The following is a 22437-nucleotide window of genomic DNA, read 5'->3' as shown; positions in this document are numbered from 1 at the left end:
GGGCGGAAAGCCGCCGTGTCGCGGAGAATCCAAAAGAGATGAAGCCGCGCACCGACGATCCGACCTCGACCCCGGCCGAGCCCCGCGGCGCGGCCGCGACCCGGCTCGGGCGGGTCTTCCTGCTGATCGGCCAGCTCGGTCTCGGCGGCACCGAGAAGCAGGTGGTCCTCCTCGCGGACGGACTGCGCGCCCGGGGCGTCGACGCGCGCGTGCTGGTGATGTTCGAGGGCGGCCCTCGGGAGGACGAGCTCCGTGCCCGGGGTGTCCCCGTCGAGCATCTCGGCTTCCGGCGCAGGCCGGCGGGCCCGCGGATGCTCGCCGGAAACGTCGCCGCCTTCGTGCGGCTGGTCCGCCACCTGCGCCGCACCCGGCCACAGGCACTGCACGCGTTCCTCTTCCACAGTTACGTGACCGCCGCGCCGGCCGCTCGGCTGGCCGGGACGCCGGTGCTCGTGGCGGGCCGCCGCGGTCTGGCCGGCTTCGTCCGGGCCCGCCCGCTGCTGCGGGTCGTCGAGGCGGCGGCGACGCGGATGACCGATCACCTGGTGGCGAACGCCCGCGTCGTCGCCGAGGACGCGCTCCGCGACGGATGGGTCCGCCGTTCCAAGATCACCGTGGTCCGCAACGGGCTGCCCGCTTCGGCGTTCGATCCCGTGGCCCCGGCGGCCCTCCCGGCTCCGTCTCCCGTCGTCCTCTGCGTGGGCAACCTCATCGCGTACAAGGGTCACCGGCATCTCCTGGACGCCGTCGCACGACTGCGGTCGCGAGGCTCGGCCTGCATCCTCGTACTCGTCGGCGACGGGCCCGAGCGACCCGCGCTGGAGGACCAGGCGGCGCGGCTGGGCATCGATGTCCGCTTCCTCGGCGTCCGCACCGACGTCGGGCCGTTGCTGGCCCGGGCCGACGTCGTGGCCCTGGCCTCGCTCGAGGAGGGCATGAGCAACGCCGTCATGGAGGCGATGGCGGCCGGACGCCCGGTCGTCGCGACGGATGTCGGCGGCACCGGCGAGCTCCTCGACGGCCGGGGCCTGCTCGTACCTCCGGCCGACCCGGAGGCGCTGGCCGACGGCCTCGAACGGCTGCTGGGCGATCCCGGGCTCGCAGCCGACCTGGCGGCGAGGGCCCGCGCGTGGAGCCGGGCCCACCTGAGCGCCGATGCCATGGTCGAGCAGCACGTCCGCCTCTACGCCGACCTCGTCGGGCGGGCGCGGCGCCCGAAGGCGTACCGGCCGACTCGCCGGCGCCCGGTGCCGAGGACCCGCCGCGACACCGCGTGACGACACGCCCGCCGCCCCGTCGACCGTGACACCGCCTGACGACGCGCGCGCCGCCGGTCGACCGGGACGCGGCCTCAGCCCCCATGGGAGCGTTCGAAGACGAACTCGTTGCACCCGAGACCGCCTCCGCAGGTCGTCATGCGGCGCAGCGCGAAGCCGCGGGCTCGCAGGAAGTCGAACACCTCCTCGGGCCTGGCCACCTCGAACGGGAACCCGCCGACCCAGTCGAGGAGGTCATGCCATGCGGACATGCCGCGCGCCCGGACCTGCCCGGCCGGTACGCGGGCGGCCGGACGGACGAGTCGTTCGAGCAGGCGCAGCGGCAGGCGCCGGGCGAGGTAGGCGGCGCTGCCGGCCAGGAGCAGGCGACGCGTCAGCGGACCGGACCTGTTGTAGCGGCGCTTGACCCGCCACCACCTCCGGCTGCGCGGCCCCTGGTCGTTGTACACGGAGACGTAGAGCAGGCCGCCCGGCGCCACCAGGCGGGACGTCGCGTCCATCGCACCCCACAGGTCCCCGGTGTGGTGCAGGACCCCCCACGCGTAGACGATCTCGTACGTGCCGAGCGCCTCGGCGAATCCCGCGTCGAGGATCGACCCCTGTTCGATGAGCCAGTCGCTCCCCGGCGCGAACCGGTCCCGCAGCCCGGCCGCCGCCGCGACGGAGTCGGGGTCGAAGTCGAACGAGCGGACGCGGGCCCCGAGCCGGTGGGCGGCGAGGGAGAACAGCCCACTGCCGCACCCGACGTCAAGGAAGGCGCAGCCTGCCAGGTCGGCTCGTCCCAGCGGTCCCAGCAGCGAATCGCCGGCGGCCTCGATCCTCGCGTCGTCGACCAGCGCCGCGAACGAGCGCCAGTTCCTGCCGAACGCGAACCGGTCGGCCCGGTGGCCATCCGTTTCAGTGCGGAGCATGCGATCCGGTCCCTTCCCGCGATGCGATCGGTCCGGGCGCCGGCGTGCCTCCGCGCCCGTGGCCGGGCGCTCTGCGGAGGCGAGACGCGATCGAGGGCCGCGAAGGATCCGGGACCCGGCGAGGTCGCCACGCCAGCAGGCACCCGAGCGCTCCCCAGAACGGCGCGCTGACGGCGGGGTTCGCCAGCGGATTGGCGAACATGAGCAGCACCCCGAAGGTCAGCATGACGGCCTGCTGCACCGCCAGTTCGCCGGGGCGCCGGTGGAAGATCCCCAGGCCGACGAGGACGAGGAAGGCGAGAAGCGTGGGTACGCCCGCCTCGGCCGCCAGCCGCAGGTAGTCGTTGTGGGTGCCGAGATAGACGGCGAACCCGGGAGACCGCTGCGCGTAGGCGGGGAACATGGAATACCCGATCCCCCGGAACGGGTGGTCCGCGATGACGCGCGCGGCGAGTTCCGCCACTTGCGCGCGCTGTCCGTTGCTGGCGCTGAGATCCGTGGCCGTCCGGTTGGCCGCCCCGAGGTTCGCGACGTGCCGTGACAACCGGCCGAGCATCCCGGTCGCCGCCGCCACGCCCGCCCCCGCGCCGAGCCCGGCGACGAGGAGGGCATGGGCACGCCAGGACCGGTCGAGGAAGAGCACGCAGGCGACGCCGACGGCCGCCGCCAGGAACGCGCTCCGGGAGTGGGTCTGGACCAGCGCGAGGGCGCAGATCGCGGCGGGCAGGAGCCACCTCACGTTGCGGGCGTACCGCAGCAGCCCCACGGCGGCGACCAGCGGAGCCGCGAGCAGGCAGCCGAGATAGTTCGGATTGCAGCCGAGCCCCGCGAGGCGCGCGTGGACGAACTCGCCGCGGACGAGCACGTACGCGGCCGCGGCGGCGCCGGACAGGACGATGACGCGGGCGACCTGCCGAGGGTGCGGCCTCGCCGCGATGAGGAGACCCGACAGCGCCAGGCCGGACAGCAGCCCCACGAGATCCGCGAGACGGCTGAGCTGGAGCGGGGCCGCTCCGCCGAGGATGTGCAGGTGGTCGGCGAACCGGGGGCGCACCGGCGGCGGTGCCACCCGGGTCGTCATCGCCGGGCGGAAGAAGCTCACGAGGAGCAGGCCGGCGAACAGCGCGATCCCCAGGTAGCAGAGCCGGAACGGCAGGACGCCCGTCGCGAGCAGGACGGCGACCACCGGCGTGAGCGCGGCGATCCCGGCCACCGCGGCGAACCGGCCGTCGGCCGACGTCCCGCCGAGCATGCTCACGGGCACGAGCAGCAGCACGACCGTCGCCGGTCGCCACAGGTCTCGGAAGCCCGCGACCGCCGGGCGTGCGGAGCCGGGCGACGCGCCGTCCCGGGAGCCCTCGCCACGGTCGCGGCGGAACACCCCCACGCCGGTCCCTCCTGTCCGAGGCGGCGGGAACATCCGGAAGGCCGCGGCCGTCCCGCACGGTGCGAACGGATATAACTACGGAGCGTAGCAGTCGATGTACCGGCCGGACGGCCGACATCCGGGGGTGCCATGGAAGACGAGTCCCAGAACGCGGCCCGAGCGCGCGGAGACGCACCGTCGAGCCCCCGGTGGACGCGGCGGTCTCCGTACGGCCGCGGGCGGTGGCCGTTCGCCGTGCTCGACGTCCTCATCGTGTTACTGATCGGCTGCTGCGCCTTCGCCGAGACGGCACCACGCCGGGTGGACGCGATCGGGGGCTACTACCCCGGCAGACCCACGTGGGGGCTCGGGCAGGACTGGCTGCTCGTCCTCTACGACGAGCCCCGCCCTGATCAGCTCCGGCACGACGGGCCCCGCCACGACGAGCGTCGCGCGGCCGCGACGCGCGGGATCGGCACGGGGCGGCGTCAGGTCGACACGATCATGCTGCTCCACCTGCCCTCCACCGGCGGGAGGCCCACGCTGATCGACCTGCCGCCCGACGCCTACGCCCCGGCGGTGGCCGGGCACGGCGCCGGCTCTCTCCGGGCCGCGTTCGCGTGGGGCGGTCCCCCGTTGCTCGTACGGACGACCGAGTCCGTCACGCATGTCGGCGTCGAACGGTACCTGGAGATCGGCCTGACCGGCCTCGCGACGCTCGTCGGCCTGGTCGGCGGCGTACGGATCTGCGCGCGCCCGGCCGGCGCGGCCACGGCCGGGCCGCCGTCGCCCGGTACCGTGCGAAGTGCCAGGACGCCCGGCCCGCCGACGGCCTGCCCCCGGCTCTCCGGGCGACAGGCGCTCGCGTACCTGCGCGCCGCCGCGCACAACCGCGGCGACCTGGACCACGCCGAACATCAACGCAGGCTGGTCACGGCACTGGTCCGCGCGATGGCCGGACCCGGCGTGGCCCTCAACCCGGTGCGCGGTCTCTCGCTCATGGCGCACGGCACCGGCACCGTCACGACCGACGAGGGCGCCCACCTGTACGACCTCATCCGCCTGGCGCTCACCCTGCGTGAAACGGGCGACCTCCCGCCCACCGTGATCTCCACCGTCGGTCACGGGTCGGTGCCCGGCGTCGGCCGGGTCGTGACGCTGAACCCGGCGGAGGTCAGCGAGATCGCCAGGGCCCTGGTGACCGACTGCCCGAAACCGGGCTGTCCGGATCGTTGACCCGGCTCGATCCGCCGCGGCGCGCTGCCATGCGCGTGACGGCGACCAGGCGTCTGCTACTCTCCGCGACGGAACGACAGCACTGCGTCGCGGACAGGGTGCGACCGGAGTCGGAAGAGGTGGGATTCCTTGAGAACGGCGACGGCGACCCCGACCGGCACGACGCCGCGGACGCGCACGCGCGAGGTGATGCGCGTGCTGGTGCGGTGGACGGTCGTAGTCCTGGCGATCTGGGCGCTGGCGCGCCTGACCGGGAGCGACCGGATCTCCTTCCTCACCGGGATACTGGTCCCGGTGCTGGCCTTCACGCCGTACGCCGCCGCGTTGTCGACCGTGTTCATCGTCTACACCCTGGTGCTCCGGCGCTGGCGGGCGCTGGGTGTGACGGTCGCGGTCGCGGCGGCCTTCGCGATCGCGGTGGTGCCTCGGGCGGTCGGCGACTCCGGGCCGGCGGCGGACGGGCCGTCCCTGCGGGTGCTCACCGCGAACCTCCGCCTCGGCCTGGCGGATCCCTACGCGATCGTCGGCCTCGTACGCCGGACCGGCGCGGACGTGCTGAGCGTGCAGGAGTTCACCTCCCGGGCCGACGCCGGTCTCGACCGGGCGGGGCTGACGAGGCTGTTGCCGTACAAGGTCGCCATGCCGATGGCGGGCGCGCAGGGGACGGCCCTGTACGCGCGTCATCCGCTGCGCGCGCTGCCGACCTTCCCGATGAGCGAGATCGGGCTCGCGATGCCGCGCGCGGAGATGAGGCTGCCCGGCGGTCGCCGGGTGGAGCTGTTCGGCGTGCATCTGGCCCGGCCGTTGAGCCCGTCCGGGGTGGGGCAGTGGCGTCGCGCGCTCGTGCTGCTCCCCGGCGCTCGGCACGGCGTCGTACGGATCCTGGCCGGTGACTTCAACGCCACGCTGGACCACGCCCCCCTGCGCGGCCTGCTCGGCGAGGGGTACGCCGACGCGGCCGACAGGACCGGCAAGGGACTGGTCCCGACCTTCCGGAAGGCCTGGTGGGTACCCCCGATCGCCCTGGACCACATCATGATCGACGCGCGCTGCGCGGTCCAGCGGGCCGACGTGTACGCCCTGCCCCGCAGCGACCACCGCGCCGTGTTCGCACGGGTGCGGTTGCCGTGAGGATCCCGGTGCCCGCCGCCCCTGAGCGATTCCACCTGCTGTTCGTCTGCACCGCGAACATCTGCCGGTCGCCGATCGCGGCCGAACTGACCCGGCTGAGGATCCGCGCGGCCGGAGGGTCCGACGGATCGCGCCTCACCGTGAGCAGCGCCGGCACGCTCGGATGCGACGGGGTCGCGATGGATCCGCGCGCAGACGCGCTGCTGCGTTCCCTCGGCGGGCGCACGGCGGGGTTCTCCGCCCGGGCCGTCACCGCCGCCGTGGTGGCGACGGCCGACCTGGTCCTCACCGCGGAGCGCCGGCACCTGGAGGCGGTCGTCGCGTGCCGGCCGGCGTCTCATTCCAGGGTGTTCACGATCCTGGAGTTCGCGCGACTCGTCGACCGTCTCGACGCGGGGCGGCTCAGCGGCGCGTGCGTCGTCTCCCGGGCCGTGTCGCTGGTGCGGGAGGCCGCCCGCATGCGCGGCATGAGCCCGCCCGGCGCGATCGGCGCCGATGACATCCCCGACCCGTATCGGCGCTCGGACGGGGAGTACCGCGCCTGTGTCACGGCGATCGACCGGGCTCTCGAGCGGCCGCTTCGGTACGTCCTGTCCGAGTCGGCGTGATCTCTCGGTATTACGCGAGGCGATATCCCGTGCCGTCCGATTCATCGGGTGGCGCGCGACGGCCATTCCGCTTTCTTTAGCGAAGCCGGATCGTTCGTAAAGCGAGCAACGGAGATGTACGTAAGTGATCACTTTAGGTGCCGGGGGGCGCATGGTGGCGGACAATCGGATCAGAGTAATGCGGGTCATCACCCGGATGAACGTCGGCGGCCCGGCTCTCCAGGCGGTGGAGCTGATGCGCGGCCTCGACCCCGGACTCTTCGACCAGCGTCTCTACGCGGGGACCGTCGAACCGGGCGAGGCCGACCACCTCGACCTTCGCGGCGCCGACATCACCCCGAACCGGATACCTGCCCTCGGACGTACGGTACGGCCGGGCGACGACGCCCGCGCCATCGCGGCGCTGGTCAGCGAGATGCGCCGGTTCCGGCCGCACATCGTGCACACCCACACCGCCAAGGCCGGCCTGCTGGGCCGGGCCGCCGCCGTGCTGACGCGCGTGCCCGCTCGCGTGCACACGTACCACGGCCACCTGCTGCACGGTTATTTCTCGCCCGCCAAGACCCGGCTCGTGGTGACCGCGGAGCGTGCCGCGGCCGCGATGACGGACCGGCTCGTCGCGGTCGGCGCCCGCGTCCGTGACGAGCTCATCGCCGCCGGGATCGGCGGTTCCGAGCGGTATTCCGTGGTGCCGCCGGGCACCTCGCTCGGCCCGCTCCCCGGCCGCGCCGAGGCCCGACACGAGCTGGGGATCCCCGACGACGGCCCGGTCGTGGCGTTCGTCGGCCGGCTGACGAGGATCAAACGGCCGGACCGGATGGTCGCGGTGGCACGCCAGGTGCGCCGTTCCCATCCCGAGGTACGGTTCGTCATCGCCGGCGGCGGTGACGCCATGCCGGCGACGGAGGCCGCCGCCCGGACCTTCGGCGGCATGTGCACCATGCTGGGCTGGCGCGCCGACGTGGAGACCGTCTACGCGGCGGCCGACCTGGTGATCCTCACCTCCGACAACGAGGGCATGCCGGTCTCGCTCATCGAGGCCGGGATGGCCGGACTGCCCTGCGTCGCGACGCGGGTGGGCAGCGTCGCGGAGGTGGTGCGGGACGGGGAGACGGGACTGCTCGCCCGATGCGACACGCACGAGCTCACCCGGCACATCGTGCGGCTGCTCGAGGACGAGCCGCTGCGCCGCAAGATGGGCGACGAGGCGCGGGCGTGGACGACGACGCGGTTCGGCCCGGAGCGGCTGGTGTCCGACATCGCCGAGATCTACGCGTCGATCGCCGAGGCGTGGGGCCGGCGGCCGGCGCGGGCCGAGGAGGCCGCCCGGTGAAGGTCGTGGTCACCGGCGGCGCCGGCTTCATCGGCGCCAACCTGTGCCGGGAGCTCATGGCCCGGCCGGGCATCGACGAGGTCGTCGCCCTCGACGACCTCAGCACCGGCCGGGTGGACAACCTCGAGGGTTCCGGGGCGGACCTCGTCGAGGGCAGCATCCTTGACCAGGGGCTCGTCTCTGACGTCCTGGCCGACGCGGACGCGGTCGTGCACCTCGCCGCGCGCCCGTCGATCCCGCGTTCGCTGGCGGCTCCGGTGGCGAGTCACGCCGCCAACGCCACCGGCACGCTCCTGCTTCTCGAGGCGTGCCGACGGCGCTCCGTCCACGTCGTCGCCGCCTCGTCCTCCTCGGTCTACGGCGGAGTACCGGACCTGCCCAAGCACGAGGACCTGCCCACGCGTCCGCTCAGCCCCTATGGAGCGAGCAAGCTCGCCGCCGAGGCGTACGTTCTGGCGTACCGCGCCAGCTTCGGCCTTCCGGTCCTGGCTCTCCGCTTCTTCAACGTGTACGGCCCCCTGCAGCCCGCGGACCACGCGTACGCGGCCGTGGTCCCGGCCTTCATCGACGGCGCATTACGCGGCGAACCGCTGACCGTGCACGGCGACGGACTGCAGACCCGTGACTTCACCTACGTCGGCACCGTCGTGGCGGTGCTCGCCGACGCGGTCCTCCGCGGGGTGACCAGCGCGCGGCCGGTCAACCTGGCGTTCGGCACGCGAGTGTCGATCCTCGAACTGACACGGCGGCTGTCCGCCGTGCTGGGACGGCCGATCGAGGTGGCGCACGTTCCGCCGCGTCCGGGAGACGTCCGCGACTCACAGGCCGCCGACGGCCGGCTGCGCCGTCTCTTCCCCGGCATCGAGGCGGTGCCGCTGGAGACGGGACTCGAGCGGACGGTCGCGTGGTTCCGCGACCGGCCGGTCCACCTCCAGGGCCCCGCGGCCCGCTGACGTGCCGGACCGATGAACGCGTCCTCCGGACGCGCGCGACGATCCGGCGGCGCCGGTTCACTCCCAGGGCCCGCGGCCCGTCGGATCGTACGCGCGGAGCGGTACGACGATCAGACGGGGCCGGTCCCCGCGGCGGACACCGGTGCGATCCGGCGGCGGGGCGGCATGGGCACCCGGTCGAGGTCGCGCGCGACGACGATGTCGCCGTCGAACGCGGCGGCCGCCTCCTCGGCGAACCTCGGCTGCTCCGCCGCGGGATACCGCTCGGAGAAGTGCGTCAGGACGAGACGGCGGACCCCCGCCGCGGCCGCGATCGCGCCCGCCTGCGCCGCGGTCAGGTGCCCGTACTCGTCCGCCAGGCGGGCGTCCGCGTCGAGGAACGTGGACTCGATCACCAGGAGGTCGGCGCCCGTGGCGAGCGGTGCGATCGCGTCGCAGACACGGGTGTCCATCACGAACGCCGCCTTCTGCCCTGGACGCGGGACGGCGCACTCCTCGAGCGTGACCGTACGGCCGCTCGGCGCCGTCACCGACCCCTCGCGCTGCAGGGTCCCGACGAGCGGTCCGGTCACGCCGTGGGCGGCCAGCCGCTCCGGCAGCATGGTGACGCCGTCCGGCTCCTCGATCCGGTAGCCGTACGACTCGACCCCGTGCGACAGGCGATGCGCGGTGAGCGTGAACGGCGCCCCAGGCAGGTCGATCCGGGCCTCGCCGCCGGCGATCGGCTCCTCGTCGATGACCTCGGTGTCGGCGAAGACCGCCGCGTGCCGGAGTCGTCGCCAGTACTCCGCGCCGCTCGCGGGGAAGACCGCGCGGACGCGGTGGGCGACGCCGTCCCGGGCGATGCGCTGGACCACCCCGGGGACGCCGAGGCAGTGGTCGCCGTGGAAGTGGGTGAGGCACAGGCAGGTGATGTCGTTCGCGCTCACGCCGGCGTGCAGCATCTGCCGCTGGGTGCCCTCCCCCGGGTCGAAGAGGATGCCGTGTCCGTCCCAGCGCAACAGGTAGCCGTTGTGGTTGCGGGCCCGGGTCGGCACGGCGCTGGCCGTACCGAGAACGACGAGATCGCGCGTTGACATGGTCCCATCATGCTCCCGACGAGGGGACGCGTCGCTGGACGGCGACCGGTGGGACCGGTCGGACCCCACGGGGGCGGGGAGCGTGTCGATCACCGGCCTAATCGGATATCACGCTTAGCATTCGAATGTTGACCATGGGTGACGATCTCGGTGAGGTGCGATGGACCAGCCACGAGACGATCGAGCGGTCGAATGGGACCTCGCCGTGATCGGACTCGGCTACGTGGGGATGCCGATCGTCCGCGAGGTGTCGCGCAGTGGAATGCGCGTGGTCGGAGTGGACGTCGACCAGCGTCGCGTCGACGGCCTGAACGCGGGCGTCTCCCACGTCGACGACGTCTCCGACGAGGAGGTCGCGGGCCTGCTCGCCCGGGGATTCCACGCGACGACCGATCCGCGGGTGCTGGCCGGGGCGGGCACGGTGATCATCTGTGTGCCCACGCCGCTCGACGGCGACCGGCGGCCCGATCTCGGCGCCGTCACCGGCGCGGCCGAGATGGTGGCCGGGCGGCTGCGGCCCGGCACCCTGGTCGTCCTGGAGTCGACCACCTGGCCGGGGACGACGGAGGAGGTCGTCCGGCCGCTGCTGGAGAAGAGCGGGCTGAGCGCGGGCATCGACTTCCACCTCGCCTACTCACCGGAGCGCATCGACCCGGGCAACCCGGTCTTCGGCCTGCGCAACACCCCGAAGGTCGTCGGCGGGCTGACGCCCGCCTGTCTCGACCGGGCCGTGTCGTTCTACGGCAAGTTCGTCGAGCGGGTCGTGCCCGTCCGCGGCACCCGCGAGGCCGAGATGGCCAAGCTGCTGGAGAACACCTACCGCCAGGTCAACATCGGCCTGGTCAACGAGATCGCGATGTTCTGCGACGAACTCGGCGTCGACGTCTGGGAGACGATCTCGGCGGCGGCCACCAAACCGTTCGGCTACGAGGCGTTCCGGCCGGGCCCCGGTGTCGGCGGGCACTGCATCCCGATCGACCCGAGCTACCTGTCGCACCGGGTGCGGCGGCTCGGGTACCAGTTCCAGTTCGCCGAGCTCGCGCAGCAGATCAACGATCGGATGCCCGCGTACGTCGCCGAACGCGCCGCTCGGCTGCTGCACCGCTACCACCACTGCGTCAACGGGGCGACCATCGTGCTGCTCGGCGTCACCTACAAGCCCGACGTCGCCGACGACCGGGAGTCGCCGGCCCGGCCGCTCGCCCGGCGCCTGCACGCCTCCGGGGCGAAGGTCCACTACGTCGATCCGCTGGTCGACGACTGGACGGTCGAGGGCGTCGAGGTCGTCCGGCGGCCCGACCTCGAGACGGCGCTGGGCGCGGCCGACCTCGCGATCCTGCTCCAGCCCCACCGCGCCTTCGACCTCGACCTGGTCTCCGCCCGGGCCCGCCTGCTGCTGGACACCCGCGGCGTGCTGCCGGTCTCGGACCACGTGGAGCGGCTCTGACCAGCCGTCGAGCCACCCTGACGACCGAGGCGGGCAGGGCGGCCGCGGCAGCGCGGCGGCCAGGGTGACCACGGGAACGCGACGGGTGCCGCGCCGGACGCCGGCACCCGCCGGTGATGTCGCCACCGCAGCGGTCTTCGGTCACGCCTGAGGCGGCGAGACCGGACGCCGCGCACCGCGTTAACGCCGAGTGATGCTCATGCGGATCACGGGGCGCTGCGACTTCTGCGGACGGCGGACCATCTGCGCGCGCTCACCCCGGCGCGGGCTCTGGGCGAGCTGGTCGCCCTCGCCCCGTTGTGCGCCCTCGTTCCGGTATGGGCTCTGAGCGAGTTGGTCGCCCTCACCGCGCTGCGCCCCCTCATTCCGGTATGGGCTCTGAGCGAGTTGGTCGCCCTCACCGCGCTGCGCCCCCTCATTCCGGTATGGGCTCTGGGCGAGCTGCTCTCCCTCACCGCGCTGCGCCCCCTCATTCCGGCGCGGGCCCTGCGTGAGTTGCGCGCCCTCACCGCGCTGCGCGCCCTCGCCCCGACGCGGGCCCTGCGTGAGGAGGGCGTCCTCACCGCGCTGCGCGCCCTCGCCCCGACGCGGGCTCTGGGCGAGCTGCTCTCCCTCACCGCGCTGCGCCCCCTCACCCCGGTGCGAGGCGTGCGGGGAGTGCGCGCTCTCGGTCCCTCGCTGGCGCTCACCGGTCCGCCGTCCGTGGTGGGCCGCGCCCGCGCCCGCCCGCCGGCCGTGGCGGCGCCGTGGGCTCCTCGTCTCGCCCCCGGACTCACGGACGTCCCTGTCCCGAATGACGTGTGGGTGGTTATCCATGTTTATGTCGTCCGGCCCGGCTTTGTCATCTTCAGCGGATTTGCTGCGGGGCGGAAGGAACCGGTCGACGCTCTCCGTGCAATCGCTCGCGTATTCGCGAGGCATGCCCTCGCAGTAGGCGCTGGCAGAGGCCAATCCCCGGGCGTTCATCTGCGCCCCGCGCGCCGCCTCCGCCGGCGTCGCCGCGGCCCCGGCGACCGCGAGACCACTGAACGCCACGATGGCGGCCAGAGCCAGCGGACGCAGCCTGGTGGTCGCTTCAGCCGGTCGTTTTTTGCTGCAGTACGTCAATTTAGACACCTTCATCCTGTTGGGAATCTGGCTTTTCACACCGCAATGCGGCGGCCGATATAGGGATACCCGTCTCACCGTCCACCGGGACATATGCCGGGTTAATGATCGAGCAATACCGCCTTCGCCTCTCGCGGAATAAACGGCATTTCCGGAAGCCCGCCTTGTATCCGGCCGCGAGGCACTTTTCGGTGTCACGCAATCGCTGAGACGGCGTACCGCCCGAGTGCGGTCTTCACGCGGGTACGGTCCGCGCCGAGGGTCAGCGGGTTCGCCAGGTGTACTGGTGCTCGGGACGGCCGGTGCTGCCGTACCGCAGCGTGACGCGGACCCGTCCGGACTGGGCGAGCGATGCCAGGTAGCGCTGCGCGGTGGCGCGGGAGATGCCCACCTCGTCGGAGATCTCGGCGGCCGACCGCGGCACGCCGGCGCCCCGCAGCGCCTCGGCGACGAGGCGGGCGGTGACCGACGACTGGCCCTTCACCGCCCGGCCCTCGGGGCGCGGCACCGTGTGCAGGGCGCGGACGGCGCGGTCCACGTCGGCCTGGCCGAGTTCACCGGACACCGTCAGGTGTTCCCGGTAGCGGGCGTACGCCTGCAGCCGCTGTCCCAGCTCCTCCGCGGTGAACGGTTTGATGAGGTAGTGCAGCGCGCCGTGGGAGAACGCCGTGTGCACGGAGTGCGGGTCGGTCGCCGCGGTGGCCATGATGACGTCGGCCTCGAGCTCGGGCAGCAGGGACAGCCCCGACTCGTCCGGCAGGTAGACGTCGAGGAGCACCAGGTCGACCCCTGCCGCGCCGGCGCGGGCGTCGGCGGCGGTGTGCGCCCGCCCGGCGACGCGGAAGCCGGGGACCAGTTCGACGAACCCGGCGTGGATCTGCGCCACCCGGAAGTCATCGTCGACGACCAGCACCTCGATCACTGCAACACCTCCGGGAGGCTCGCCACGAAGACGGCGCCCTGGCCGCCGGGATCCGGGTCGGCGATGCCGACGTCGCCGCCCCGCGCACGGGCCGCCTGCCGGGCGAGGGCGAGGCCGAGCCCGCGCGGCCGGCCGTCCTCGGATCGGCGGGTGGACACGCCCTCGCGGAAGACGGCCTCTCTGAGCTCCTCCCGCACGCCTTCACCGGAGTCCGCGACGGTGACGTGGAGGTCGGTGCCGTCGCCGAGCAGTTCGACCTCCACCCGTGCCGGGCGGCACGCGCCGAGCCGTGCCGCCTCGATGGCGTTCTCGACGAGGTTGCCGAGCACGGTGGTCACGTCCAGCGGGTCGACGACCCGGCCGGGTACCCAGCTCGTCTCGGCGATCTCCAGGGCGACGCCCTTCTCCGTCGCGACGGCCGCCTTGGCGGCGAGGAACGCCCGGAGGTAGGGGTCGGGAAGGTTGTCCGGCGGCGCCTCGCGGGCCTCCGGAACCTCGGCGAGGGCCTGGATGTAGCCGGCCGCCTCCTCGTAGTGCCCGAGCCGGAGGAGTCCGGACAGCGTGTGCATGCGGTTGGCGTACTCGTGCCGCTGCGCGCGCAGCGCGTCGAACAGCGCGCGCACCGCGTCGAGTTCCCGGGCGAGGGACTCGACGTCCGTGCGGTCCCGCAGCGTGATCACCGTGCCGAGCAGGCGCCCGTCGTGCCGGACCTCCCGCCGGTTGACGATCAGGACGCGCTCGCCGGCGACGACGAACAGGTTGTGCGCCTCCTCCTTGCCGTCGAGCACCGACCTCAGTCGGCCGCGTACGGGCAGTTCGGTGACCGGCTCACCGCGGGCCGGGGTGACGCCCAGCAGCCGCGCCGCCTCGGCGTTGCAGGCGGTGACCCGGTTGGCCGCGTCCACCGCGAGCACCCCCTCATTGATGCCGTGCAGGACCGCCGCGCGTTCCTGCACCAGCTCGGCCAGCTCGTACGGCTCGAGGCCCAATGTCTGGCGCTTGAGACGGCGCCCGATCGCGAACGACGCGCCCACGCCCAGCGCGACGGCGGCCGCGGCGAACAGGGCGGCGACGGCCATCGTCCGGTGCACCCGCCGGTCGATCTCCCCGGCGTCGATGCCCACGCTCACCTCGCCGACGAGGTCGCCCCGCTGGTCGTACAGCGGGACCTTCCCGCGTGCGGACAGGCCGAGGGTGCCACGCTCGATCACCCTCACCTCCCGGCCGGACAGCGGGGCCGAGGGGTCGGTGCTGACCCGCTTGCCGATGAGCGCGCGGGTCGGATGGGAGAGGCGGATGCCGTTCCGGTCGGTGACGACGACGAACAGGGCGCCCGTGGCCCGCCGGACCCGCTCGGCCCGGCTCTGCACGACGCCGTTCGGGTCGCCGCCGGTCGCCACCGTGTCGCCGATCACCGGGTCGGCCGCGACCGAACGGGCCACGGTGAGGGCCCGCCAGGCGTACTGGTTGCGCAGCTCGTCGCGCTGCATCCACGCGGCCAGGGAGTACCCGGTCAGGGCGACGAGCACCACGACGCTGATCTGCAGGATCAGGACCTGGTGTGCGAAGCGGATCCGGATACGGGAGGACATCAACGTGCACACTAGCCCTAAGCAGGCCCGCTTCCGCCGAATCCGGTGAGCACAATGCGATAAACGTCGCAAAGATCGCTAACCTCCGGAAACACGGCTTGCGATTACATCGCGAGCAAGACTTAACGGCCCGGAAACGCACTCGTAACCTCCCGGCATGCCAACGCAAGCAGAGCCTGACGGCCCCGCGATCGAGCTCCGCGACGCGACCAAGCGCTTCCGCTCCTCGTCGGGTGGAGTGCACACCGCCGTCCGCGACCTCGACCTGACGGTGCGCGCCGGTGAGTTCGTCGCCGTGGTCGGCCCCACCGGGTGCGGCAAGTCGACCACCCTGTCCCTCGTCTCCGGCCTGGAGCCTCCGTCGGCCGGCGAGGTCCTCGTGCACGGGCGGCCGGTCGACGGCATCCCCGACGGGGTCGGGTACATGTTCCAGACCGACGCCGTGCTGCCCTGGCGCACGGTCCTCGACAACGTCGCCGCCGGTCCCCGGTACCGCGGCGCTCCTAAGCGGCAGGCGCGCGAGCAGGCACGCGACTGGGTCCGCCGGGTGGGTCTCGGCGGCTTCGAGTCGTACTATCCGCACCAGCTCTCGGGCGGCATGCGCAAGCGCGTCGCCCTGGCCCAGACGCTCGTCAACGAGCCGTCCATCCTGCTCATGGACGAGCCGTTCTCCGCCCTGGACGTGCAGACCCGCGGGCTGATGCAGGACGAGCTGCTCCGCCTGTGGGCCGGTGACGACCCTCTCGGAAAGGGCGGCGGCGCGGCCGTCGTCTTCGTCACGCACGACCTGGAAGAGGCCGTCGTGCTCGGCGACCGGGTCGTGGTGATGACCGCGAGCCCCGCCACCGTCAAGGCGTCCTTCGACGTGCCGCTGAAGCGGCCGCGCGACGCCGAGGAGATCCGGCTCACCCCCGAGTTCCTCGAGATCTACCGCGAGGTGTGGGAGTCACTGCGCGAAGAGGTCCAGATCACCCGGGAGAGGGGTACCGGCAATGCTGCTTGAGCTGGACGACCACGCGACCGCCGTCGCCCAGGCCCGCGCCGCGGGCCGCCGCCGGGCGTTCTCCGTGAACGCCGTCCGGATCCTGCTGGTCGTCGCCGTGCTGGGCTCGTGGGAGCTGGCGGCGACGTACTGGATCGACCCGTTCTACTATTCCAAGCCCAGCGCGATCTGGCACCGGCTCGTCGACTGGTTCACGAACGGCACGTCGCAGGGGTCGATCTGGACGCAGATCGCCTACACGCTGGAAGAGGCCCTGATCGGGTTCGTGCTCGGCAGTGTCGGCGGCGTGGTGCTGGGCATCGTCCTGGGCCGCAGCCGGTTCCTGTCCGACGTGTGCGCGCCGTTCATCAAGGCCGCCAACGCGATCCCCCGCATCATCCTGGCGTCGCTGTTCGTCATCTGGTTCGGCCTGGGCATGTCGTCGAAGGTCGCGACCGCGTTCATCCTGGTGTTCTTCGCGGTGTTCTTCAACGCCTTCCAGGGCGCCCGCGAGGTCGACCGGAACCTGGTGAACAACGCGCGGATCCTCGGCGCGAGCCGTACCGCCGTGCTGCGCACGATCGTCGTGCCCAGCGCCACCTCCTGGATCCTCGCCTCCCTGCACTCGGCGTTCGGGTTCGCCATCATCGGCGCGATCGTCGGCGAGTACAGCGGCGCGGACAAGGGTCTCGGCCTGCTGATCAACCACGCCCAGGGCACCTTCGACTCGGCCGGCATCTACGCCGGGATGATCGTCATCACGGTGATCGCACTGCTCGCCGAGTGGCTCCTGACCCTCCTCGAACGCCGGCTGTTGCGGTGGCGCCCGCCCGTCGCCGGCAACGAGGCACGGATCTGACCCCCCTCCCCCAAGACCTCACCCTCCCCCGCCCGCCGTCCGCACCGTCGCGGATGGGCGCGTACCCAAGGAGAGCTCACATGCGCACCACCACCCGTATCGCCGCGGCGGCGCTCGCCGCCACGACCGCCCTGTCCCTCGCCGCCTGCCGCGACTCGCGCACCTCGTCCGGCGGGAGCGGCGGGGGCAAGCAGGGCGGCACCGTCAAGATCATGGTCGGCGGCATCGACAAGGTCATCTACCTGCCGGCCAAGCTGACCGAGCAGCTCGGCTACTTCAAGGAGCAGGGCCTCGACGTGCAGCTGCTGACCGAGCCGGCGGGCGCGCAGGCCGAGAACGTCCTCATCTCGGGCGACGTCCAGGGCGTCGTCGGGTTCTACGACCACACGATCGACCTGCAGACCAAGGGCAAGTGCATCGAGAGCGTCGTCCAGTTCGCCGACGTGCCGGGCGAGGTGGAGGTCGTGGCGGCCGGGAAGGCCGGCCAGATCAAGTCCCCGGCCGACTTCAAGGGCAAGAAGCTCGGCGTCACCAGCCCCGGCTCCTCCACCGACTTCCTGACGCAGTACCTGGCGACCAAGAACGGCGTGCCGACCTCCGGGTACACGACCGTCAAGGCGGGCGCCGGCCAGACGTTCATCGCCACCCTGAACAACGGCGGCATCGACGCGGGCATGACCACCGACCCGACGGTCGCCAAGCTCGTCAGCACCGGCAAGGGGAAGGTCATGCTCGACATGCGGACGGAGGCGGGCACCAAGGCGGCGCTCGGCGGCCTGTACCCGTCCAGCTCCCTGTACATGAACTGCGACTACGTCAAGAACAACGCGGCGACCGTGCAGAAGCTGGCCAACGCGTTCGTCAAGACGCTGGGCTGGATCAAGGCGCACAAGCCGGCGGAGATCGCCGCGAAGATGCCGGCGGACTACGCCGGCGGTGACCCCAAGCTTTACGAGCAGGCGGTCAACGACACCATCGGCATGTTCACCGCGGACGGCGTCATGCCCGCCGACGGGGCGAAGAACGTCCTGAACGTGCTCGCCCAGTTCTCGCCGAACGTGAAGGGCAAGCAGGACACCGTCGACCTGTCCAAGACCTACACGACCGAGTACGTCTCCAAGGCGCCGAAGCAGTGACCGAACGTGCGGCCCCGGGAACGCGTTCCCGGGGCCGTACGCGTCGTCGTCACATGTCGACGGCGAGGTACTTCAGCTCGACGTAGTCGTCGATGCCCTCGAAGCCGCCCTCGCGGCCGATCCCGGACTCCTTCACCCCGCCGAACGGCGCGGCCGGGTTGGAGACGAGCCCGCGGTTGAGCCCGACCATCCCGGTCTCGAGCGCCTCCCCGACCCGCAGCGCGCGCTTCAGGTCGCGGGTGTAGGCGTAGGCGACCAGGCCCGCCTCGGTGTCGTTGGCCGCCGCGATCATGGACTCCTCGTCCGGGAAGACGGCGATCGGCGCGACCGGAGCGAAGATCTCCTCGCGCATCACCCGGGCGTCCACCGGCACGTCGCCGAGCACGGTAGGCGGGTAGAACCATCCCGGGCCGTCCGGCACCTTCCCGCCCGCGCGAAGGGTCGCGCCGCGTTCGAGGGCGTCGGCCACCAGACCGGCGACGCGGTCGCGCGCCCGCTCGTCGATCAGCGGGCCGACCTCCGTCTCCGGGTCGAGTCCGGGTCCGAGCCGCAGGGCGCCGAGCCGCTCCGCGAGACCCGCCGCGAACTCCTCGGCGACGGCCTCGTGGACGATGAACCGGTTCGCCGCGACGCACGACTCTCCGGTGTTGCGCATCTTGGCCAGCACCGCGCCGTTCAGCGCGGCGTCCAGGTCCGCGTCGTCGAAGACGAGGAAGGGGGCGTTCCCGCCCAGTTCCATCGTCGTCCTCAGCACCTTGCCCGCGGCCTGCTCCATGAGCCTCTTGCCGACCGGGGTCGAGCCGGTGAACGAGAGCAGCCGCAGTCGCCCGTCCGCGATCAGGGCGTTCGTCACCTCGGGGGCGCGGTTCGTCGGCAGCACGCTGAGAACGCCCTCCGGCACGCCGGCGTCGGCCAGCAGCCGACCCAGGGCCAGCGCGGACAGGGGGGTGGCCTCGGCCGGCTTGATGATCATCGTGCAGCCCGCGGCGATCGCCGGGCCGACCTTCCTGGTGACCATCGACAGCGGGAAGTTCCACGGCGTGACCAGATAGGCCGGACCGACCGGCTGCCGGGTGGTCAGGATCCGGTAGTCGCCGCCCGGCGCGACCCGGTACTCGCCACCGACGCGGACGGCCTCCTCGGCGAACCAGCGCAGGAACTCGGCGGCGTAGGAGACCTCACCCAGCGACTCGGCCATCGGCCGTCCCATCTCCCGGGTGGTGAGCCGGGCCAGCTCCTCGGCACGCTCGTGCATCAGCTCGTACGCCCGGCGCAGGATCTCCGAGCGCTCGCGTGGAGCGGTCGCGGCCCAGGATGCCTGAGCGGCCGCGGCGGCGTCGAGCGCGCGTACGGCGGCGTCCGCGTCGGCGTCCGCGACCGAGGCGAACACCTCGCCGGTCGACGGATCGATGACGTCGAAGGACCCCTCCGCCGCCGTCCACGTGCCGCCGATGTAAAGCCGGTTCTCCATGCCGATCGCCTCCCAGAGCCTCTCGCACCGCACGTTACCCGCCAGGCCGAGGGCAACCCTTCGCAGGTCGGGCACCGGTCGGCCGACCGTGGGGCGGTCGCTCCCGTGGTCTCCCACCAGGCGATAAACCGACCAAAGCCAAAGTTCGCGTAAACAGGGGGTAAACCTTGAAGTTCGCCGGAGCGTCTGACGGAGTACCAATCGAAATCCCCGGGCTCGGCGAGTTCCGGGCCATCCCTCATATGACCAAGGGGCCAACCGTATGAAGTTCACGCTCGAAGAGGTGAAGTCCCGGACCTTCAAGGCTCGGGACGCCTGGTGGACGGTGTTCCTCGTGGACCCCCTGGCCGGCCGACTCGTCGTCGGAACCGCGAACAGGACCTCCATCACGCCGAACCAGATCACCTGGGGCGCGCTCTTCCTCGGCCTCGGCTCGGCCGGCTGCTTCCTCACCGCGGACTGGAAGTGGCTGGTGCTGGGCGCCGTGCTCTACCACCTGAGCTTCGTCCTGGACTGCATGGACGGCAAGATCGCCCGGCTCAAGGGCACCGGTACCGTGCTCGGCGGCTGGCTCGACTACGTCTTCGACCGCATCCGCGTCCTCACCTGCACCCTCGCGCTGATGTGGGGGGAGTACCGCGCCACCGACAGGGAGATCTACCTCCTCCTGGGCGTCGCGGTCGTCTTCCTCGACATGCTCCGCTACGTCGACGCCCTGCAGGTGGCGAAGGTCCGGCGGCAGATGCGCGGCGAGCTGACCAAGGCCATCGCCGACTCGGCCGCCACCCAGACGCCCGTCTTCGCCGAGGACCTGCTGCGTGAGGACCCCGACCTGGACCCGGACGAGATCAAGACCCGCACCGTCGAGGTGATCGACCTGCAGCAGGAGTTCCGCTCCCGCTTCGCGTGGTACATCCGGGTCCGTGACTGGCTGCGCGACCACCGCGTCCGTACGCACCTGGTGAGCGGCATCGAGTTCCAGATGGCCGTGTTCATCATCGGACCGCTGGTGAACCAGATCATCCCCGTCACCATCGGCGCGGCGGCGCTGCTGCTCGTGTTCGAGTTCGCGATCATGTACAAGCTGTGGCTGTCCTCCCGTGACTTCACCCGCGCCCTCGCGGAGATCCGGGCCGGCGATTCCCAGCCCGCGCGGGTCGGGTGACCGGTCCTCCCCGCCTCCCGTAGTCCGAGCACATCGCCCGGGTCGTGGGCCGCCCTCGCGGCGCCCACGACCCGGGCGATGTGTTTTGACCCGCTTTTTACGGGCACGTGGCGTCCATCACAGCCCACCCACCGGAGGCAATCATGTCGACCGCCACAGTGGCCGTCATCGTGATCGTCGCGGTTCTGGTCGTAGCGGCACTTGGCCTCTTCGCCTGGCGGCAGCAGCAGCGCCGCCGGCTGCGCGAGAGGTTCGGGCCTGAATACGACCGCACCGTGGAACGTCATGACAGCGCCCGCGAGGCCGAGCAGGAACTGCGCGCCCGCGAGCAGCGTCACCGGGAACTGCAGATCCGCGACCTCGACCCGACGGTACGCGACCGGTACCGCGCGGACTGGCAGCGGGTGCAGGAGCACTTCGTGGACTCCCCCCAGAGCGCCGTCGCCGAGGCGGACAACCTCCTCGTCCGGGTCATGAAGGACCGCGGTTACCCCACCGAGGACTACGAACAGCAGGTCGCCGACCTGTCCGTGGAGCACGCCGGCACGATCGACCGGTACCGCACGGCCCACGACATCCGGGGCCGAGCCGACGCGGGCCGGGCGAGCACCGAGGATCTCCGCCAGGCGATGGTCCACTACCGCGCCCTGTTCGCCGAACTGCTCGGCGACGGCGAGTCGCTCACGGGCGCCTCTCTTACGGGCGCCTCTCGTACGGATGTCGCCGACACGGACTCCGCCCCGCCGGACGCCGCGGGACACGCGCGGGAGGCCCGGGCCGATGGGCCCGTCGTATCGACCGAGCGGGCCCCGTCCCGGCGGGACGCCGATCCCCGCGGGTCGGCCGACGGGCGGGCCGACGAGTCGGCCGAGTCAAGGAGGGACGCGGAGATCGCGGAGGGACGGAGACGATGAAGGACTACCAGGACCGGACGGACGAGCGCGCCCGTCCCATGCCCGGCGACCGGCCCGTCGCGGGCATGCCGATGACCGGCGCCGACGAGGGGCGCGGCCGGACGGCCGACCGCACCGAGGACCACGACACGGAGCCGAACAAGATCATCCTGTCGAGCCGCACGGAGGACGATGCCCGGGAGGCCACCGGGTCCGGACGCGACGGCACCCGCGAGTCCCGGATCGAGCCGGGCAGCCCGGCCGACCCGCTGGGCGAGCGTACGGCCGGGCCCACGGCCACCGCCCGGTCGTACGCTCCTGGCAGCTCGCCGGCCGGGTCGACGGGCTCCGCGCCGACGGACGCGGGACCCGCCGACGACGGAGTCGGCCCGGCGCCCTGGACGGCCCCGGCCCGTGCCGACGACGAGCGGCCGCCGGCCGACTCCCCCGGCGTGGCCGTCGCGGCGGATGGCCCCGACCCCGCCACCGTCGCCGGCGAGTCCGGCACCTCCCTGCCGGCCGGGTCCGGCGCGGACGCCGTGGCGGAGGGGACCGCTCCGGACATCCCGGCCGGCGAGACGGCCGGTGAGCGGTTCTTCGGCCGGGACGACGCCGACCGATTCGATTCGCGGTGGCGTGAGGTCAAGGCCGGCTTCGTCGACGATCCCCGCGCCTCGGTCGAGCGGGCCGGCACCCTGTGCGAAGAGGCCGTGACCGCGCTGACCACCGCACTGGAGGATCAGCAGCGGGGCCTGCGGGAGCGGTGGAACGGCGACGCCGACACCGAACGCCTGCGCACGGCGCTGCGCGCGTACGGTGACCTCCTCGGCCGTCTCACCTCCCTCTGACCCGCCGACCAGGCCGTCGAAGCGGCGGGCGCCCTCGGCCCCGGCTCCACGGCACGTACTGATGCGGAAACCATTCCTTCGCCGTGGACAGATGACGGTCGAGCTCGGCCGCGACGACCGG

General features: G+C 72.6%; 20 protein-coding genes. 13 read left to right on the top strand and 7 right to left on the bottom strand.

Features of this window, described 5'->3' with window-relative positions:
• The first annotated feature begins 38 nt into the window (after nt 1-38).
• The gene (locus AB0L00_RS42755) at nt 39-1277 is read left to right on the top strand and encodes a glycosyltransferase (RefSeq protein WP_364443511.1); all 1239 of its coding nucleotides are present in this window, start codon (nt 39-41) and stop codon (nt 1275-1277) included.
• A 74-nt stretch (nt 1278-1351) separates the two neighbouring features.
• Here the strand turns inward: AB0L00_RS42755 and AB0L00_RS42750 are convergent, their stop codons facing one another.
• On the bottom strand, nt 1352-2188 hold the full coding sequence (locus tag AB0L00_RS42750; RefSeq protein WP_364443510.1) for a class I SAM-dependent methyltransferase: 837 nt from the start codon (nt 2186-2188) through the stop codon (nt 1352-1354).
• Entirely contained in the window at nt 2175-3575 is a 1401-nt protein-coding gene (locus AB0L00_RS42745) for an O-antigen ligase family protein (RefSeq protein WP_364443508.1), read from the bottom strand. The genes AB0L00_RS42750 and AB0L00_RS42745 overlap by 14 nt, the downstream gene beginning before the upstream one ends.
• Before the next feature lie 234 nt (nt 3576-3809).
• Between AB0L00_RS42745 and AB0L00_RS42740 the strand changes: the two genes are divergently transcribed.
• The 5 genes from AB0L00_RS42740 to AB0L00_RS42720 all read left to right on the top strand — a co-directional run bounded on the left by AB0L00_RS42740 (nt 3810) and on the right by AB0L00_RS42720 (nt 8815).
• On the top strand, nt 3810-4790 hold the full coding sequence (locus AB0L00_RS42740; protein ID WP_364443506.1) for an LCP family protein: 981 nt from the start codon (nt 3810-3812) through the stop codon (nt 4788-4790).
• 129 nt (nt 4791-4919) lie between these two features.
• A complete protein-coding gene (locus tag AB0L00_RS42735; RefSeq protein WP_364443505.1) occupies nt 4920-5921 on the top strand; it encodes an endonuclease/exonuclease/phosphatase family protein in 1002 nt (333 codons plus the stop codon).
• Nucleotides 5922-5929: 8 nt separating this feature from the next.
• A complete protein-coding gene (locus tag AB0L00_RS42730) occupies nt 5930-6529 on the top strand; it encodes a hypothetical protein (protein ID WP_364443503.1) in 600 nt (199 codons plus the stop codon).
• Nucleotides 6530-6707: 178 nt separating this feature from the next.
• Nucleotides 6708-7862, top strand: a complete 1155-nt coding sequence (locus AB0L00_RS42725) for a glycosyltransferase (RefSeq protein WP_364443501.1) — start codon at nt 6708-6710, stop codon at nt 7860-7862.
• Nucleotides 7859-8815: an NAD-dependent epimerase/dehydratase family protein gene (locus tag AB0L00_RS42720; protein WP_364443500.1), complete on the top strand. Its 957-nt coding sequence runs from the start codon at nt 7859-7861 to the stop codon at nt 8813-8815. Before AB0L00_RS42725 ends, AB0L00_RS42720 begins: the two co-directional genes overlap by 4 nt.
• A 110-nt stretch (nt 8816-8925) precedes the next feature.
• Here AB0L00_RS42720 and AB0L00_RS42715 read toward each other — a convergent pair whose 3' ends face one another.
• Entirely contained in the window at nt 8926-9894 is a 969-nt protein-coding gene (locus AB0L00_RS42715) for a ribonuclease Z (protein WP_364443499.1), read from the bottom strand.
• A gap of 160 nt (nt 9895-10054) precedes the next feature.
• Here AB0L00_RS42715 and AB0L00_RS42710 point away from each other — a divergent pair, with 160 nt between their 5' ends.
• A complete protein-coding gene (locus tag AB0L00_RS42710; protein ID WP_364443498.1) occupies nt 10055-11341 on the top strand; it encodes a nucleotide sugar dehydrogenase in 1287 nt (428 codons plus the stop codon).
• Nucleotides 11342-11521: 180 nt separating this feature from the next.
• Here the strand turns inward: AB0L00_RS42710 and AB0L00_RS42705 are convergent, their stop codons facing one another.
• The 3 genes from AB0L00_RS42705 to AB0L00_RS42695 all read right to left on the bottom strand — a co-directional run bounded on the left by AB0L00_RS42705 (nt 11522) and on the right by AB0L00_RS42695 (nt 14962).
• Nucleotides 11522-12157 carry a hypothetical protein gene (locus tag AB0L00_RS42705; RefSeq protein ID WP_364443496.1) on the bottom strand — a complete coding sequence of 212 codons (636 nt, stop codon included), beginning with the start codon at nt 12155-12157 and terminating at the stop codon, nt 11522-11524.
• Between the two features lie 553 nt (nt 12158-12710).
• Entirely contained in the window at nt 12711-13370 is a 660-nt protein-coding gene (locus tag AB0L00_RS42700; protein WP_364443494.1) for a response regulator, read from the bottom strand.
• A complete protein-coding gene (locus AB0L00_RS42695) occupies nt 13367-14962 on the bottom strand; it encodes a sensor histidine kinase (protein ID WP_364443492.1) in 1596 nt (531 codons plus the stop codon). The genes AB0L00_RS42700 and AB0L00_RS42695 overlap by 4 nt, the downstream gene beginning before the upstream one ends.
• 157 nt (nt 14963-15119) lie before the next feature.
• On the opposite strand from AB0L00_RS42695, the gene AB0L00_RS42690 reads away from it, so the two are divergent.
• From AB0L00_RS42690 to AB0L00_RS42680, 3 genes are all read left to right on the top strand, one after another.
• Nucleotides 15120-15965: an ABC transporter ATP-binding protein gene (locus AB0L00_RS42690; RefSeq protein WP_364443490.1), complete on the top strand. Its 846-nt coding sequence runs from the start codon at nt 15120-15122 to the stop codon at nt 15963-15965.
• The gene (locus AB0L00_RS42685; protein ID WP_364443488.1) at nt 15955-16803 is read left to right on the top strand and encodes an ABC transporter permease; all 849 of its coding nucleotides are present in this window, start codon (nt 15955-15957) and stop codon (nt 16801-16803) included. The genes AB0L00_RS42690 and AB0L00_RS42685 overlap by 11 nt, the downstream gene beginning before the upstream one ends.
• A gap of 80 nt (nt 16804-16883) precedes the next feature.
• Nucleotides 16884-17939 (top strand): ABC transporter substrate-binding protein, encoded by a 1056-nt coding sequence (locus AB0L00_RS42680; RefSeq protein WP_364443487.1) that lies wholly within the window; start codon nt 16884-16886, stop codon nt 17937-17939.
• A 49-nt stretch (nt 17940-17988) separates the two neighbouring features.
• On the opposite strand, the gene AB0L00_RS42675 is transcribed toward AB0L00_RS42680, so the two are convergent.
• Entirely contained in the window at nt 17989-19410 is a 1422-nt protein-coding gene (locus tag AB0L00_RS42675) for an NAD-dependent succinate-semialdehyde dehydrogenase (protein ID WP_364443486.1), read from the bottom strand.
• Between the two features lie 262 nt (nt 19411-19672).
• Between AB0L00_RS42675 and AB0L00_RS42670 the strand changes: the two genes are divergently transcribed.
• The 3 genes from AB0L00_RS42670 to AB0L00_RS42660 all read left to right on the top strand — a co-directional run bounded on the left by AB0L00_RS42670 (nt 19673) and on the right by AB0L00_RS42660 (nt 22316).
• Complete coding sequence (locus AB0L00_RS42670) at nt 19673-20575, top strand: CDP-alcohol phosphatidyltransferase family protein (RefSeq protein ID WP_364443485.1); 903 nt, start codon at nt 19673-19675, stop codon at nt 20573-20575.
• 143 nt (nt 20576-20718) lie between these two features.
• On the top strand, nt 20719-21489 hold the full coding sequence (locus AB0L00_RS42665) for a hypothetical protein (RefSeq protein ID WP_364443484.1): 771 nt from the start codon (nt 20719-20721) through the stop codon (nt 21487-21489).
• Nucleotides 21486-22316 (top strand): hypothetical protein, encoded by an 831-nt coding sequence (locus AB0L00_RS42660; RefSeq protein ID WP_364443482.1) that lies wholly within the window; start codon nt 21486-21488, stop codon nt 22314-22316. The genes AB0L00_RS42665 and AB0L00_RS42660 overlap by 4 nt, the downstream gene beginning before the upstream one ends.
• The last annotated feature ends 121 nt before the right edge of the window (nt 22317-22437 follow it).

It is taken from the genome of Actinoallomurus sp. NPDC052308, assembly GCF_040679195.1.
Taxonomy (GTDB): domain Bacteria; phylum Actinomycetota; class Actinomycetes; order Streptosporangiales; family Streptosporangiaceae; genus Actinoallomurus; species Actinoallomurus liliacearum.
Note: the sequence above shows the minus strand (reverse complement) of the source record. Positions and strands in the feature narration are given on the sequence as shown.

Excerpts from the sequence above, each read along its gene's own strand:
- AB0L00_RS42755 (WP_364443511.1), top strand. The coding sequence starts at position 39 with ATGAAGCCGCGCACCGACGATCCGACCTCGACCCCGGCCGAGCCCCGC.
- AB0L00_RS42750 (WP_364443510.1), bottom strand. The coding sequence starts at position 2,188 with ATGCTCCGCACTGAAACGGATGGCCACCGGGCCGACCGGTTCGCGTTC.
- AB0L00_RS42725 (WP_364443501.1), top strand. The coding sequence starts at position 6,708 with ATGCGGGTCATCACCCGGATGAACGTCGGCGGCCCGGCTCTCCAGGCG.
- AB0L00_RS42715 (WP_364443499.1), bottom strand. The coding sequence starts at position 9,894 with ATGTCAACGCGCGATCTCGTCGTTCTCGGTACGGCCAGCGCCGTGCCG.
- AB0L00_RS42710 (WP_364443498.1), top strand. The coding sequence starts at position 10,055 with ATGGACCAGCCACGAGACGATCGAGCGGTCGAATGGGACCTCGCCGTG.
- AB0L00_RS42705 (WP_364443496.1), bottom strand. The coding sequence starts at position 12,157 with ATGGATAACCACCCACACGTCATTCGGGACAGGGACGTCCGTGAGTCC.
- AB0L00_RS42695 (WP_364443492.1), bottom strand. The coding sequence starts at position 14,962 with ATGTCCTCCCGTATCCGGATCCGCTTCGCACACCAGGTCCTGATCCTG.
- AB0L00_RS42690 (WP_364443490.1), top strand. The coding sequence starts at position 15,120 with ATGCCAACGCAAGCAGAGCCTGACGGCCCCGCGATCGAGCTCCGCGAC.
- AB0L00_RS42685 (WP_364443488.1), top strand. The coding sequence starts at position 15,955 with ATGCTGCTTGAGCTGGACGACCACGCGACCGCCGTCGCCCAGGCCCGC.
- AB0L00_RS42680 (WP_364443487.1), top strand. The coding sequence starts at position 16,884 with ATGCGCACCACCACCCGTATCGCCGCGGCGGCGCTCGCCGCCACGACC.
- AB0L00_RS42675 (WP_364443486.1), bottom strand. The coding sequence starts at position 19,410 with ATGGAGAACCGGCTTTACATCGGCGGCACGTGGACGGCGGCGGAGGGG.
- AB0L00_RS42670 (WP_364443485.1), top strand. The coding sequence starts at position 19,673 with ATGAAGTTCACGCTCGAAGAGGTGAAGTCCCGGACCTTCAAGGCTCGG.
- AB0L00_RS42665 (WP_364443484.1), top strand. The coding sequence starts at position 20,719 with ATGTCGACCGCCACAGTGGCCGTCATCGTGATCGTCGCGGTTCTGGTC.
- AB0L00_RS42660 (WP_364443482.1), top strand. The coding sequence starts at position 21,486 with ATGAAGGACTACCAGGACCGGACGGACGAGCGCGCCCGTCCCATGCCC.